Here is a 13,645-nt window from a genome sequence, read left to right as displayed (position 1 = left end):
CGCCGGGCGGCAGGGCATGTGAGGTTTTCTCTGATGCAACTGATCGCAGGCGGAACATTCACAATGGGGTCTGACGATCACGATCCGGAAGAAGCGCCGGCCCGGAAAGTGAGAGTTCGCTGCGCGCGGGATGCGTGAGCCAGAATAAGAGGACTGCCCCAATGTCACCCCGCTCTGCCAAGCTCCGCCTCTCTCTCCTTGTCGCCTCATTGCCGGTCCTGACCATGCAACCGGTGCCGGCCGTCGCGGCCGATGAGCCGGTGCAGACTTGGCAGGCCTATCCCAAGGAGCCGGTCGCTCCCAAGGACGCACCCAATGTGCTGCTAATCATGACCGACGATGTCGGCTTCGGCGCAGCCTCGACCTTTGGCGGACCTGTCCCCACGCCGGCCTTCGATGCCCTGGCGCAGAGCGGACTGCGCTACAATGCCTTCCACACGACCGCGATGTGCTCCCCGACCCGCGCCGCACTCCTGACCGGGCGCAATCATCATGCGGTGGGGAGCGGATCGATTGCCGACGTATCGCTCGATGCGCCCGGCTACACGTCCGTCATTCCCAAGAGCGCGGCGACGATCGCCCAAGTGCTCAAGTTGAACGGGTATGACACCAGCTTCGTCGGCAAAAATCACAATACGCCGGTGTGGGAGAACACGCCGGTCGGGCCGTTCGACAACTGGCCCAACGGCATGGGCTTCGATTATTTCTACGGGTTCAACGCCCCCTATGCCGATCAGTTTAATCCCGCCCTGATCGAGAACCGCAACACGGTGCGGGCGCCAGAGGACCCCGATTATATTCTCGACCGGGATCTTGCCGACAAGCTGATCCACTGGATTGACGTGCAGCACAACCTGCGGCCGGAGCATCCCTTCTTCGCCTATTTCGCCTCTGGCTCGACGCATGCGCCGCACCAGGCACCGCCCGAGTGGATCGCGCGCTTCCGGGGCCAGTTCGATCAGGGATGGGATGTGCTGCGCCAGCAGACGTTCGGGCGGCAGAAACGGCAGGGCATCATTCCGGCCAACGCCCAGCTCTCTCCGCGCCCGGAGCAGATTCCGGCGTGGCATCAGGTCAGCCCCGAGGTTCAGCGCGCCTACGCGAAGCAGATGGAAGTAGCGGCCGCGCAGCTCGCTTTCTTCGATTTCCAGATCGGGCGCGTGCTCGATACGCTGCGACGGAACGGCCAACTCGACAACACCATGGTCGTCTACATCCAGGGCGACAACGGCGCGAGCGAGGAAGACCTGCGCGGCAGTGCGGACCTGCTCCGGGTCATCGCCGGCAATCCGACGACTGACCAAGACCTGATTGCCGCGATGGGCGACTATGGTGGCCCAAAATCCTTCGGCACTTATCCGGCCGGCTGGGCCTGGGCGACCAACGCGCCGTTCCAGTGGGGCAAGCGCGTCGCATCGCACCTGGGCGGCCTGCGGGATGGGATGGTGGTGAGTTGGCCGGCGGGGATCAAGAAGGGCGGTGCGATCCGCCAGCAATTCACCCACGTCATCGACGTCGCGCCGACCATTTTCGAGGCCGCGGGCGTCTCCGCGCCCGACGTCGTGAACGGCGTCCAGCAGCAGCCGATCGATGGGACCAGCTTTCTCTACACGTTCAAGGATGCGGCGGCGCCAGAGCGGCATCGCGAGCAATATTTCGAGATGCTGGGCAACCGGGCCTATTACAAGGATGGCTGGATGGCATCGACCCTGCCGGGCCGGGCCCCGTGGGATGGGGCAGCCAACACGCAGCCGGCCGATTTCAAATGGGCGCTCTACAACCTTCGGAGCGACTGGTCCCAGACGGAGGATGTCTCCTCCCAACATCCGGCGAAACTGGAAGAGCTCAAAGCGGATTTCGACGCCGCCGCGCGTCGATACGCGGTCTACCCCCTGAATGCCGACCTTCATACGCGGATGGCTCCGCAGTTCCGGCCGTCTTTGCTCGGGCAGAGGACCAGCTTTACTTACTATCCCGGCGATACGCGCTACACCAACTACGCCTTCCCGACGATCGCGGCCGGCTGGACCGTGACTGCCGACGTATCGACTGCGGGCCCAAGCTCCAGTGGGCCGATCTACGTGCAGGGGGACCATTTTGGCGGCATGGCGCTGGTGCTGAACGCAGGGCGCCCCACCTTCATCGTGAATCCCGGGAGTGCCGGGACGCCGGTGGAGATTTCTCCCCAAGATGCGCTGCCAGCGGGGCGTTACAAGATTGCGGTAGATTTCGAACCCGTCCCTGCAGGCGGTACTACCGTACGCCTCAGGGTCGACGGCGCCGAGGTCGCGTCCACGGCGGTAAGCCAGGCTCTCCGCGGCCGTGGCGATGCCTATATCGGGCGCGCCGGTACGGCGCCGCTCTCCTACACCCCGTCCGTGGCGCCAGGCGCAAGCCGCTGCACCTGCGACATCGCATCCGTCACGATCAGCAAGAACGCCCGGTAACCAGGAAAGACTGATCATGCCCATGAAATCCCGTATCGCCCGCATCGCAGGATCGACGGCGCTCTCGCTCCTGGTTCTGGCCCACGCCGGCACAGCGATGGCGAAAGAGCCGGCAGATCGCACGCAAGCGCCGGAATGGCGCTATTATCCGAAGGCACCGAGCGCCCCCATGGGCGCGCCGAATGTGCTGCTGATCATGACCGACGATGTAGGCTTCGGGTCCGCGAGCACCTTCGGCGGCCTGATCCCGACGCCCACATTCGACGCCCTTGCCAAGCGGGGCCTGCGGTACAATGAGTTCCACACGACCGCGATGTGCTCGCCCACCCGCGCGGCTCTCCTCACCGGCCGCAATGCCCATGCCGTCGCCTCGGGCTCGATCACCAACGTCGCCATCGATGAGCCGGGCTATACCTCTGTCATGCCCAAAAGCGCGGCGACCATCGCACGGGTGCTGCGTGACAATGGCTATGACACGGCGTTCTTCGGCAAGAACCACAATACGCCGGTCTGGGAAACCGGGCCGATGGGGCCCTTCGATCGCTGGCCCAATGGGATGGGCTTCGACTATTTCTACGGGTTCAATGCCGCCGCCAGCGACCAGTTCCGCCCCGAGCTGATCGAGAATCGCAACGCCATCGAGCCTCCCAAGGATGGCGATTACATTTTCGATAAGGACATGACCAACCATCTGGTGGACTGGTTGCGGGTGAAGTGGAGCCAGAAGCCCGACAATCCCTTCTTTGTCTATCTCTCCCCCGGGACCATGCACTCCCCGCATCAGGCGCCGGCAGAATGGATCGCGCGTTTCAAGGGGCGTTTCGACATGGGCTGGGATGTCATGCGCCAGCAGATCTTCGACCGGCAGAAGCAGTCAGGCACGATTCCGGCCAATGCGGTTCTGACGCCCCGGCCCGATGCGGTGCCGGCCTGGGATAGCCTCAGTCCGGAGGCCAAGCGGACCTATGCCCATCAGATGGAGGTGGCGGCCGCGCAGCTTGCCTATTTCGATGATCAGCTGGGCCGGGTGGTCCGAGAGATTGAGGCCAATGGCCAGCTCGACAACACCATGATCATCTATCTGCAGGGGGACAATGGCGCCAGCATGGATAGCCGGCGCGGCGCGGTGCAGGAGTTGCAGAGCCTCATCGGGATCGAGCCGACCGAAGCGGAACTGATCGAAACATCGGACCAGAACGGAACCCCGCATAGCTACTCGAACTACAATGCCGGCTGGGCATGGGCGCAGAACGCACCCTTTCCCTGGGGCAAGCAGATCGCCTCGCATCTCGGCGGGCTACGCGATGGGCTGGTCATCAGCTGGCCTCAGCGCATCAAGGCGACCGGGCAGGTCCGTAGCCAGTTCCACCATGTGATCGATATCGCGCCGACGATCTATGAGGCAGCCGGCGTCGTGCCGCCGGCGGAGGTCGATGGCGTGACGCAGCAGCCGATCGACGGCGTCAGCATGGTCTATAGCTTTGGCAACGCGACCGCGCCCTCCACGCGCCGCGCGCAATATTTCGAGATGCTGGGCAACCGCTCCTATTACAAGGATGGCTGGCTGGCCTCGACCACGCCGCCTCGCGCGCCTTTCGACCGCTCGACCACCCCGCTGGACCCGTCGACGTTCAAATGGGAGCTCTACAACCTCACGCAGGACTATTCGCAGTCGCGCGATCTGGCCGCTCAGCATCCCCAGAAGCTGGCCGAATTGCAGAAGGATTTCGAAGAGGCGGCACGGCGCTATCAGGTCAATCCGATCCAGGCCGACCTAATCGGGCGTGTGGGGGCAGGGAAGCGGCCCTCGCTGGTCGATGGCCGCAACCAGTTCACTTATTATCCGGGGCCAACCCGTTATCCGCAGGGGACGTTCCCGGCCCTCGGCATGGACTGGACCATGCGCGCCGCGATCACCACCGCGAGCACGAATGCGAAAGGGCCAATCGTGATCATCGGCGATGAGGCCGGGGGCGGGGGGCTGATCATGCAGGATGGTCGCCCCACCTATCTCTACAACCCGAGCGGGCGGGAAGCCGAACGCGTGCGGCTGGAGGGCGAGCCAGTCTCCGTTGGGCGGCATGATGTCAGCATCTCGGTCACGGCCGCGCCCAAGGTCGGCCCCCGCGCCGCGACGATCGCCATGATCGTAGATGGCAAGGTGGTGCAGTCGCAGGACGTCGCAGTTTATTATCCGCTGCGGGGCAGCGGTGTGATCGGCCGGTACAATGTCCGCACCCTGCTGGAGAACCTGGCCGAGCCGGTCATGTCCGAACTCGCGATCGACCGAGTCACCTTCGAGAAATCAGCCAACTGAACTGAGAGGGAGGGGCGCCGCAGCCAACTGCTGCGTCCTTCGTCCGGGCCGAACTTAAGGTAACAAGCGCATGAAAAAATTCGTCAAAGTCTCGGCAGCCGCTTTCAGGGCCACTACAAGCGCGCTGGGCCTCTCGCTGATGCTGTGGGCACAACCCGGCGTCGCGCGAACCGAAGATGCGCCCAAGTCCCGACCGAACATCGTCCTCGTCATCCTGGACGATGTGGGCGTTGACGCGGTGTCCGACATGTATCCTGGCATGATCGATCGCCTCGTGGAGCAGTACGGACCCTCGGAGCTCAATCATCCGAATTACCGCGCGATCAAGGGGCGTCCGGCCTCCACCCCCGTGCTGGATCGTCTGGCGGGGGAGGGGCGCACTTTCACCAACGCCTGGGCGCAGCCTTTCTGCTCACCGACCCGCGCATCCATGCTCACGGGCCTCTATGCCCACAACACGGGCCTGCGCGATTATGAGGATTGGCTGTCGCAAAAGCAGCATTCCTTCGTGGAGGATCTGCAGGCCGCCGGCTACACATCCGCGGTGTTCGGCAAATGGCACATGGCTGGCCTTAACCAATATCCCGGCATGAAGCCCAAGGAAGCCGGTTTCGCGCTGTTCGAAGGCAATCTGAACGGGGCGATCACCGATTACTGGCATCATGATTATCAAGTGCAGGATTCTGCCAGCCCTGACTCGGAATGGCGAACCGAGCCGGCGCCGGTCCGCTCGCTGCCGGGCATCGCTCCGACCAGTTTCGAGCCGGTCGTGCGGGCCGCCGATACGCTCAACTGGATCAGGCGCAACCAGGCTGAAGCGCCCGACAAGCCGTGGTTCGCCTGGCTCGCGTTCAACATGGTCCATATCACGGCAGGACCGCAACCGTCCTTCGTGCCGAACGCAGATACGCTCGATGCGAAGTCTCGCGCCGAGATTCAGGCGTGCGGCGGAAAGTTCGGCACCACCGACCTCGGCAACTGCTCCCCGCCGGCCCTGAACCGGTCCTGGGTCAATTCGACCGATACGGTCCTCGGGATATTTCTCAAGGAGCTCAAGAAGCTCAGCCCGGACACCTATGTGATCATTCTGGGCGACAATGGCACGCCCATGTATGGCCGCCCGGCGGTCGATTTCATCGACAATATGTACCTGACGGCGAAGGGCAGGGCCAAGGGCACCGGTTATGAAAGTGGGATGCGGGTTCCGCTGGTCATGCTGGGGCCGGACATCAAGCCGGGCTATAGCGATGCGCTCACGCACGTTGTCGATATCTACTCGACCGTCCTCGATCTGGCGCATGTGGCCACGCCTCAGCAGGTTCCCAATCGCGCCGGAAACATGATCCCGCTGGATTCAGTATCTCTCGCGCCTGTCCTCTTCGATGGAAAAGACAGTGTCCGGGATGAAGAGAAAGACTTCATCATATCCGAGACCGTGATCCCTCTCAAAAACAGGGAAAGGCAGGTCGCCATCCGCAACAAGCGCTATAAGCTACTGTATATCAAGTCAGAAACGGGCAATCCCTCCTGCGCGTATTACGACCTCGCGAAAGACCCGCTGGAAGAGTTTCCGATATCCAAGGCCGAGGTCGGCAGCCTGTTCGACGGAAGCATGAAGGGGCTGAACATATCCTGTGAGGGCGGATCTTGATAACTTTGGCAGGCGTGCAGGATGACAGAATTTCGTCCTGCACGTATACCGGACTTGTCCGAAACCGCGTTGAGCGAGCGGACGCCCGACACGCGGGCATGACGGAAGGGTCGGTTCAAATCATCGCGGCGCGTGTGGGGGCAGAGCGTACCAGCTCGTGAAGCGAACCCTACCGCCCTGACACAAGTTCGATAATATATATTATGTTAAATGAGGCCCTCAGGCAGGGACGCGTGCGCTATCGAATTCCTTGATAAGCCCAACAGTCTGCTCGATGTTGGCGCGACTGGATGCCCCGAACAAAATCGATTCCACATGCGGCTCGGCACAAATCCACTCTATGGCCTCTCGCGGACGAATGGCGCCTGATCCCAACACGGACATCGCAATCATTCGGGCCGGATGCTTCTCCAGCACCTCACGATAGCCATCAATTCCGCCGGACATGCGGAATCCGATCTTGTTATAGTTCGCGCAGACAATCGGATTCTCAATGCCCACGCTTTTCAGCATCGGCAAAAGCTTCGGCACATTCATGGTGATGAAGCCGGCCTCTGCATTGTAGCGGCTTTTGATGTGATCCGAAAAAACACGGAACGCGTCGGCGAAACCCAAGCCCTGGACGAGATCCGTGACGACGTTCTGGAGGAAAACGACCGGCGTGTGCAGACCACGGAACATCTTCATTTCGGCATCGACAAGCAATGTCATCATGCTCTCGATGTCCTTATTTAGCACGGCCTTGGAACCGCGCATGATCGTGTCGACCAGGCCTTCCTTGGGCAGAAATTTGCGGACGGCATCGAAATAGCCAAGCTCGGTGACCGCATTGGCATATTTGTGAGCATAAGGCATGCCTGGGTAGAAAGTGAACCCGCTCCATTTCTCCGGATTGGCCCGGACGTCATCGGCGATCTTCTCGATCTTGTCATGGGTGGTGCACATGAAGCCCCCCGCCCCGGCATGCAGCGCAATCTGCAAAACATCTACGATGGCGTCGATACTCTGAAACCGCATGGCCTGCTGACGCGCTTTCTCCTCCGACATATGATTGATGCCGAAGAACTGATTATCGCCGAAAAGGATACGTTCCATAGTTTTGTAAAACCTCGATAATCTTTGTCAGGCCCGCTCAGGGGCAGAGTCTGTTTGGGCACCGAAGCGCGGGGTCGCCGTCATTGGCGAGGGGAATCCAGGAGGGCGATACAGGCCCAGCCAATCGGCCAGAACCAGCCAGAAGAACTCCATCGTTCGTGCATAACGCCGCCAGTAGCGCCTGGGTTCGGTGACCATGCGATAGACCCATTCCAGTCCATTGCGGTTCATCCAAGCTGGCGCCCGCTTTACTGCGTCCGCTTCATAATCGATGACCGCGCCGACCCCCATATAGACCTTCACGCCGGGCATGAGGTGACGGTGCCGATGCATCCATACCTCTTGCTTGGGAGCGCCGAGCCCCACAATCAGACAGGTCGCGCCGGAAGCGTTGATCATATCGATCACCGCAGCGCTCTCCGCCTCGTCATTGACGAAATTGAACGAGGGGCCGTGAGCGCCGACAACAATATCTCGTCCCACGATTCCATTGACCCGTGTAAGTGCTTGCTGTGCAACCCCCGGCCGCGCGCCGAGAAAGAAGATGCGAACATCAGGATTATTGGCGTGGTGCTTGTAGTAAGCCGGAACGATATCGGAGCCTGAGGTCTTACATTTGATTTTCCGGCCAATAAGACCAAGCGCCCAGTAGACATATTTGCTGTCAGACGAGACCATCACAGCATCAGAATATGCCGCGGCAAATGCCGGATTGCGCTGAAGGTGATAGAGATGATCGGGATTGAGGGTGAAAAGCATGCCCTCATCCAGTCGATCGATGATCTCGGGGATCGTCAGGGAATCCACCCAGGCGTTGAGAAGGCGTGATTGTTGCCACGTCCCAAAGCCAGGGCGCGAGGCCAGCCGAATCTTATCGCTCATCGGCCGAGTAACCTGCCGAACACCCCGCTGGAGCGTTGCGGACGTGCCGACATCGATACGCCACTGCTGATCCCGCCGAGCGCGGCGGTGCGGATCATCTCGATCGTGGCATCCGTTTCAGCGGCGGCAGCGAGATCGTTCTGGACGTCGACGCCGCCAGCCTTGATCGCCTTGCCGAACGCTTCAAGCTGCGCGCTATACTCCTCGCCGCGCAGGTAGAAGCTGACCGGCGCCTGCAAATCGGTGATATATTTGACGGTCCATCCTTCCTGATAGCCGTCCGGAATGGGCGCGCCACCCGTGAGGAACACCTGGAGTTCCTGTCGGTCGGCATAGATCTTCCCACCCTCGCCCCAGATCGAGATGCGCGTCGTCATCTTGCGCACCGAGGGATCGGACCAATTGACGGAGAGCTGGGCGGTAGGGCCGTCGCCAAAGGTCAGGCCTGCATAGACTTCATCATCGACTTCCGCCGAAAAGCCACTCTTCAGCATGGCCCCCGTGCAGCCGGTTGGACGCCCAAAGTACCAGTTGACCAAATTGAGCGGATGCGCAGCATAATCATAGAGGCAGCCGCCGCCCTGCCCGGCCTTGCCACGCCAAGTCGGCTTTGACGGCTTGAGCACTACCGGGCCATAGGCCTCCGCTTGGACATGGCTCACGCGGCCCAAGGCCCCGGCTTCAAGCAGTGATTTGATCTGATTGAAAGTGCCGATGAAGCGATTGTGATAGCCGACCTGCGCGACGAGCCCGCGAGATTGAGCAAGCTGGGCGAGAGCTTCGCTCTCTGCCGCAGAAAGCGTCAAAGGCTTCTCGCAAAAGACATGCAGCCCCTTCTCCAAGGCGGCCCGGACCATGGGGGCATGCGTGGTCGTGGGAGTGGCAATGATCACCGCGTCCAAGCCGGGTTGCGAAATCACGTCGTCATAACTGGCCACATAGGACAGCTTGCCGTACTTCTCGATAACCTGCCCAACCAGAGCGGTGGAATCGCAGATTGCGGCGACCTCGAAATCCTCCAACGCATTGACGATGCCAAGATGCGATATGCCCATCTTGCCCAAACCAACGACCGCAACACGAATTGCCAAGACCTACCTCCGAACTGTGCGCCGGGCCTATGGCATCCGGGCATAACGCTAGTCAATTCAACAGCCCGGCAGGAGAAAACTGCAGCCGAAGGCTATAAACGCCCCGTTTTGCGCCGCTTTGGCGACACAAATGGAGCGCTGCTTGTCCTCTCAGATTAGTCGATGCGTGCTTACATCCAGTTAAAGCCGCTGCATTTCGCTCGTGAACGCGCGATAAAGATAACGGTGCCCACCACGACAAGAAGTTTTATGCTGGGCGTGCGCGTCTGCCTGCCGTGATTGACCCATATGCTTCCGCGCAATAAAGCCATGCCTGCGCGCCCGTAGCTCAGCAGGATAGAGCATCAGATTCCTAATCTGGGGGCCACAGGTTCGAATCCTGTCGGGCGCACCACCCCTCAGCGGCGATCAGTTGACCTGATCGGGCGGCGCGATCGGGATCAGCAAGGGGGCGACGGGTAGCCCCTCTTCCAGCATCTCGCGGGTTTCCCTGGCGTTGGCCGTCCCATGGATCAACCGGCTCTCCGTTTCGCCATAATGCATCGCGCGGGCCTTGTCCGCAAAACGTTCGCCAACCCATTCAGATTGCCCGATCATTTCTGATTGAGCTTGAGCCAGCTCTGTCATCAACGCACCGATCCGCTCGGCATCCGCCTTGGACATGACTGGAATGGCAACCGCGCCCTCCGGCATGGCGAGATCGGTGCCAGGCGATGCTTTCTGGTTGCCTTTGGCCGCGACGGCGGGGGCCATCACGGCTTTCTCGATCCTGTCATCCCCGCAGGTGGGGCACAGGAGAAGCCCCCCTCCCCGCTGGGTTTCATAGTCTGCGGATGACCGGAACCACACTTCGAAGACATGATCGTGGCCGCATTTGAGATCGAAGGAAATCACGACAAAACAACGTCCTGAATAGACTTTCTATGAGCCAGTACCGGGATTTTCGAGCGGACCTCGGCAATGCGATCAAGGTCAAGATCCGCGAAATACAGTCCCGGCGCCTCCCCCGCATCGAGCAGTACTGTGCCCCAAGGGTCGATGACCAGACTGTGCCCGTAGGTCCGCCGACCATCCTCATGCAGCCCGCATTGGGCGCTCGCAATGACGAAGGCGGCGGATTCTATGGCGCGGGCACGCAGCAGCACATGCCAGTGCGCCTCGCCCGTCGGCACGGTGAAGGCGGCGGGCACGGAGATGATGTCCGCCCCGGCATTGCTCAGCGCACGGAAAAGGTCAGGAAAGCGCAGGTCGTAACAGATCGTGAGGCCGATCCCGCCCCACGGCGTTTGCACCAGAACCGCCTCGTGGCCGCTCTGGTACACGCTGGACTCGCGCCAGCGCTCGCCGCTCGGCAGATCAACGTCGAACAGGTGGATCTTGTCATAGCGCGCGCGGATATCGCCGGCGGCGTCGATGACAAAGCCGCGGTTGAAACGTTTGCCGGTTTCCGGATCGCGCAGAGCCAGCGATCCGAGATGCACCCACAAGCCCGAAGCCTGCGCGGCCTCACGGACGGCGCGGAGCGTCTCATCCTCATCCTCGGTCGCCAGCGCGGCTTCTGATCGGGCGCGATCCTGATCAAGCAGGCCACTCATTTCAGGTGTGAAAAGCATCGCAGCGCCATCAGCCGCAGCGTCCTGCACCGCCGTGACCAGCGTCTCCCGATTGCGGACCGGATCGATGCCGGCATTCATCTGCAAAATGGCAACGCGCACGGCGATAGCCTGGGTCAGGCGTTCAGCAATGAGTCGAGCTTACCGCTCCGTTCGAGCGCCATCAGATCGTCGCTGCCGCCAATATGCTGGCCGTCGATAAAGATTTGCGGGAAGGTGGCGCGGCCATTGGCGCGCTCGATCATCTCGGCACGCTTCTCGCCGCCCATGGTCAGATCATATTCCTCGAAGTCGACGCCTTTCTCTCGCAGCAGCGCCGTGGCTCGTGCGCAATATCCGCAAAAGGCCCGCGTGTAGATCTCGACATGCGCCATGCGTGGCTGTTTCCCTTGTGATAAGTCTCAAGACCGGATGTCGTGCGCATGGAAACGAATGTCAATGTTCGTCCATGCCCACCCGCGTCCAGCACAGCACCTCGATCCGGCGCGCGCCCGCGGACCGCAACACGCGCGCGCAAGCGCTCGCAGTGGCCCCGGTCGTCCAGATATCGTCGATCAGGATCACATGGCGGCCAGCCAAACGCGCAGCCGCTCCGGGGGCGAGCGCGAAGGCGCCTTTTACGATCTTTTGCCGCTCCCGCCGGCTCAGCATATGGAGCGGCGGCGTCGCCTTCACGCGGCGCAAAAGCTCCGGCTCCAGCACGCCGCCACTCCGGCGGGCAATATGGCGGCCCATCAGCGCGGACTGATTGAACCCACGGGACCAGAGTCGCCAGCGATGCAGCGGGACTGGCAGGAAGAGGGGCGGATCGGCTGATCCTGCGGTTTCGTCTTGCGCGACCAGTCGCGTCATATGCTCTGCCATGACCCGCGCGAGGCTGAGCCGCCGCCCGTATTTCAGGCGATGGGCCACGGTTCGTGCAATCTCGCCATAGGTCATGACGGCGCGCACGCGATCATAGGGCGGTGGCTCGGATAGGCAGGCCCCGCACGTGATGTCCCCGCCGAGCGGCCCCGGCAGGTCGACCCCGCATGTCGCGCAGATCGGCTCGCCGATAAAATCGATGGACAGCCAACAGTCCGCGCAGAACGTCCCCACCGCGCCGACCACGACGCCGCAGCCGGGGCATCGCGGCGGCAGCGCATAATCGAGCAGGGGCGCAAGTGCGGCCTGCAAAATCGTCCGAACGGCCATAAGCGGCTTGTTCCACGCAGCGGGAGTCGGCACAAGCCCGGCCATGACTGTCCCGGTGATCTTCAACGAGGCTTTGCGGGCCCAGCGCCGCGACCGCGCCGCCGGCAATTTTTCGGCGCACGACTTTCTTTACGCCACGATGGCCGATGCCATGCTGGAGCGACTGGACGACGTGACGCGTGCCTTCGAGTCCGCACTCACCATCGGCTGCCCGGACCGCCGCCTGGTCGATGCCCTCGCTGCGCGGGGTTGCTCGGTAACAGCAGCCGATCCCGGCGCGCGGTTCGCGCAAGCCTGCGGAGGCGACATTCTTCGGGAGGATGCTCTCCCCTACCCGCCGGAAAGCTTCGACCTCATCCTGTGCTGCGGCACGCTCGATACGATCAACGACCTGCCGGGCGCGCTGATTGCGCTGCGCCGCGCGTTGCGGCCCGATGGTTTGCTCCTCCTGACGATGATCGGCGCGGGATCGCTGGCGCGGCTCAAGGCAGCGCTGCTGGCGGCCGACGGGGAGAGGCCCGCCCAGCGCATTCATCCGCAGATCGACGTCCGCGCGCTCGGTGATCTGCTCGCCCGTGCCGGCTTCACCATGCCGGTGGCGGATAGCGACAATCTGGACGTGCGCTACGGCTCGATCTTCAGCCTTATGGCAGATCTGCGCGGCATGGGCGCAGCGCAGTGCCTCGCCTCGCCGCCGCCGCCGCTGACGCGCGCAGGGCTGTCGCTGGCAGCGGCGCACTTCGCGCAGGCCGCTGACCCGGATGGGCGGACGCGGGAACGCTTCGTGATCCTGCATGGCAGCGGATGGGCGCCCGATCCGGATCAGCCCCGTCCCGCGCGGCGTGGCAGCGCGACGGTGTCGCTGGCGGAGGCTTTGGGCCCCTCCCCCGCCACCGAGACCTAGTCGCTAGAGCAGCGCGTCCAGCATCGCCACGAGCGGTGCGTCGGCGGGGGGCATGTCGAGCGCGAACAACTGGTGGGTGTGGAGCCAGCGGCTGTCCGGCGCTTCTGTCGGCTGAACGATGCCCTGCCATTTGCGGCAGACGTACAGCAGAAGCAGCAGCGGTCGCTCCCCGATCATGCCAGTCGCAAAGCTCGCCGGCGCGAGGCAGGCGGTTTCGGTCTCGATCGTGAGTTCTTCGCGCAACTCGCGGATCAGCGCTGCTTCGGGGGTTTCATCGGCCTCGACCTTGCCGCCGGGAAACTCCCACAAGCCGCCCATCGCCTTGTCATGAGGGCGCTGCTGCACGAACACCCGGCCTTGCGCATCTACCAGCGCCGCGGCGACGACGACCAGTGGCGGTTTGCTTTGGTTCATTCCGGTCATGCTCGGGCGATCATCCTACAAATTGTTA

At 62.3% G+C, this 13,645-nt stretch carries 12 protein-coding genes and 1 tRNA gene; 5 read left to right on the top strand and 8 right to left on the bottom strand.

What is annotated here, in order from left to right; translation table 11 throughout:
* The first annotated feature begins 161 nt into the window (after positions 1–161).
* The 3 genes from M2339_RS05810 to M2339_RS05800 all read left to right on the top strand — a co-directional run bounded on the left by M2339_RS05810 (position 162) and on the right by M2339_RS05800 (position 6,415).
* A complete protein-coding gene (locus M2339_RS05810) occupies positions 162–2,447 on the top strand; it encodes an arylsulfatase (RefSeq protein ID WP_264587241.1) in 2,286 nt (761 codons plus the stop codon).
* Between the two features lie 16 nt (positions 2,448–2,463).
* On the top strand, positions 2,464–4,764 hold the full coding sequence (locus M2339_RS05805; RefSeq protein WP_264587242.1) for an arylsulfatase: 2,301 nt from the start codon (positions 2,464–2,466) through the stop codon (positions 4,762–4,764).
* Positions 4,765–4,834: 70 nt separating this feature from the next.
* Positions 4,835–6,415, top strand: coding sequence for a sulfatase (locus M2339_RS05800; RefSeq protein WP_264606259.1), 1,581 nt, complete (start codon positions 4,835–4,837; stop codon positions 6,413–6,415).
* A 219-nt stretch (positions 6,416–6,634) separates the two neighbouring features.
* On the opposite strand, the gene M2339_RS05795 is transcribed toward M2339_RS05800, so the two are convergent.
* From M2339_RS05795 to M2339_RS05785, 3 genes are read right to left on the bottom strand one after another with little or no spacing between them, the layout of a single operon-like run.
* Complete coding sequence (locus tag M2339_RS05795) at positions 6,635–7,510, bottom strand: hypothetical protein (RefSeq protein WP_264570333.1); 876 nt, start codon at positions 7,508–7,510, stop codon at positions 6,635–6,637.
* 27 nt (positions 7,511–7,537) lie between these two features.
* Positions 7,538–8,392 carry a WecB/TagA/CpsF family glycosyltransferase gene (locus M2339_RS05790; protein ID WP_264587244.1) on the bottom strand — a complete coding sequence of 285 codons (855 nt, stop codon included), beginning with the start codon at positions 8,390–8,392 and terminating at the stop codon, positions 7,538–7,540.
* Positions 8,389–9,483: a Gfo/Idh/MocA family protein gene (locus M2339_RS05785; RefSeq protein WP_264587245.1), complete on the bottom strand. Its 1,095-nt coding sequence runs from the start codon at positions 9,481–9,483 to the stop codon at positions 8,389–8,391. Before M2339_RS05785 ends, M2339_RS05790 begins: the two co-directional genes overlap by 4 nt.
* Positions 9,484–9,800: 317 nt before the next feature.
* On the opposite strand from M2339_RS05785, the gene M2339_RS05780 reads away from it, so the two are divergent.
* Positions 9,801–9,877: transfer RNA gene (locus tag M2339_RS05780), tRNA-Arg, on the top strand.
* Positions 9,878–9,891: 14 nt separating this feature from the next.
* On the opposite strand, the gene M2339_RS05775 is transcribed toward M2339_RS05780, so the two are convergent.
* The 4 genes from M2339_RS05775 to M2339_RS05760 all read right to left on the bottom strand — a co-directional run bounded on the left by M2339_RS05775 (position 9,892) and on the right by M2339_RS05760 (position 12,290).
* Positions 9,892–10,377: a DUF1178 family protein gene (locus tag M2339_RS05775; RefSeq protein ID WP_264587246.1), complete on the bottom strand. Its 486-nt coding sequence runs from the start codon at positions 10,375–10,377 to the stop codon at positions 9,892–9,894.
* The gene (locus tag M2339_RS05770) at positions 10,374–11,198 is read right to left on the bottom strand and encodes a carbon-nitrogen hydrolase family protein (RefSeq protein WP_264587247.1); all 825 of its coding nucleotides are present in this window, start codon (positions 11,196–11,198) and stop codon (positions 10,374–10,376) included. The genes M2339_RS05775 and M2339_RS05770 overlap by 4 nt, the downstream gene beginning before the upstream one ends.
* Positions 11,199–11,212: 14 nt before the next feature.
* Positions 11,213–11,470, bottom strand: a complete 258-nt coding sequence (gene grxC / locus M2339_RS05765; RefSeq protein ID WP_264575745.1) for a glutaredoxin 3 — start codon at positions 11,468–11,470, stop codon at positions 11,213–11,215.
* A 61-nt stretch (positions 11,471–11,531) separates the two neighbouring features.
* Positions 11,532–12,290, bottom strand: a complete 759-nt coding sequence (locus M2339_RS05760; protein ID WP_264587248.1) for a ComF family protein — start codon at positions 12,288–12,290, stop codon at positions 11,532–11,534.
* 43 nt (positions 12,291–12,333) lie between these two features.
* Between M2339_RS05760 and M2339_RS05755 the strand changes: the two genes are divergently transcribed.
* Entirely contained in the window at positions 12,334–13,194 is an 861-nt protein-coding gene (locus M2339_RS05755) for a class I SAM-dependent methyltransferase (RefSeq protein ID WP_264587249.1), read from the top strand.
* 3 nt (positions 13,195–13,197) lie between these two features.
* Here M2339_RS05755 and M2339_RS05750 read toward each other — a convergent pair whose 3' ends face one another.
* Complete coding sequence (locus M2339_RS05750; protein ID WP_264587250.1) at positions 13,198–13,608, bottom strand: (deoxy)nucleoside triphosphate pyrophosphohydrolase; 411 nt, start codon at positions 13,606–13,608, stop codon at positions 13,198–13,200.
* Between the last annotated feature and the right edge of the window lie 37 nt (positions 13,609–13,645).

This window comes from Sphingobium sp. B2D3C (genome assembly GCF_025961835.1).
GTDB lineage: Bacteria > Pseudomonadota > Alphaproteobacteria > Sphingomonadales > Sphingomonadaceae > Sphingobium.
Note: the sequence above shows the minus strand (reverse complement) of the source record. Positions and strands in the feature narration are given on the sequence as shown.

Excerpts from the sequence above, each read along its gene's own strand:
- M2339_RS05790 (WP_264587244.1), bottom strand. The coding sequence starts at position 8,392 with ATGAGCGATAAGATTCGGCTGGCCTCGCGCCCTGGCTTTGGGACGTGG.
- M2339_RS05795 (WP_264570333.1), bottom strand. The coding sequence starts at position 7,510 with ATGGAACGTATCCTTTTCGGCGATAATCAGTTCTTCGGCATCAATCAT.
- M2339_RS05800 (WP_264606259.1), top strand. The coding sequence starts at position 4,835 with ATGAAAAAATTCGTCAAAGTCTCGGCAGCCGCTTTCAGGGCCACTACA.
- grxC (WP_264575745.1), bottom strand. The coding sequence starts at position 11,470 with ATGGCGCATGTCGAGATCTACACGCGGGCCTTTTGCGGATATTGCGCA.
- M2339_RS05805 (WP_264587242.1), top strand. The coding sequence starts at position 2,464 with ATGCCCATGAAATCCCGTATCGCCCGCATCGCAGGATCGACGGCGCTC.
- M2339_RS05760 (WP_264587248.1), bottom strand. The coding sequence starts at position 12,290 with ATGGCCGTTCGGACGATTTTGCAGGCCGCACTTGCGCCCCTGCTCGAT.
- M2339_RS05755 (WP_264587249.1), top strand. The coding sequence starts at position 12,334 with ATGACTGTCCCGGTGATCTTCAACGAGGCTTTGCGGGCCCAGCGCCGC.
- M2339_RS05810 (WP_264587241.1), top strand. The coding sequence starts at position 162 with ATGTCACCCCGCTCTGCCAAGCTCCGCCTCTCTCTCCTTGTCGCCTCA.
- M2339_RS05750 (WP_264587250.1), bottom strand. The coding sequence starts at position 13,608 with ATGAACCAAAGCAAACCGCCACTGGTCGTCGTCGCCGCGGCGCTGGTA.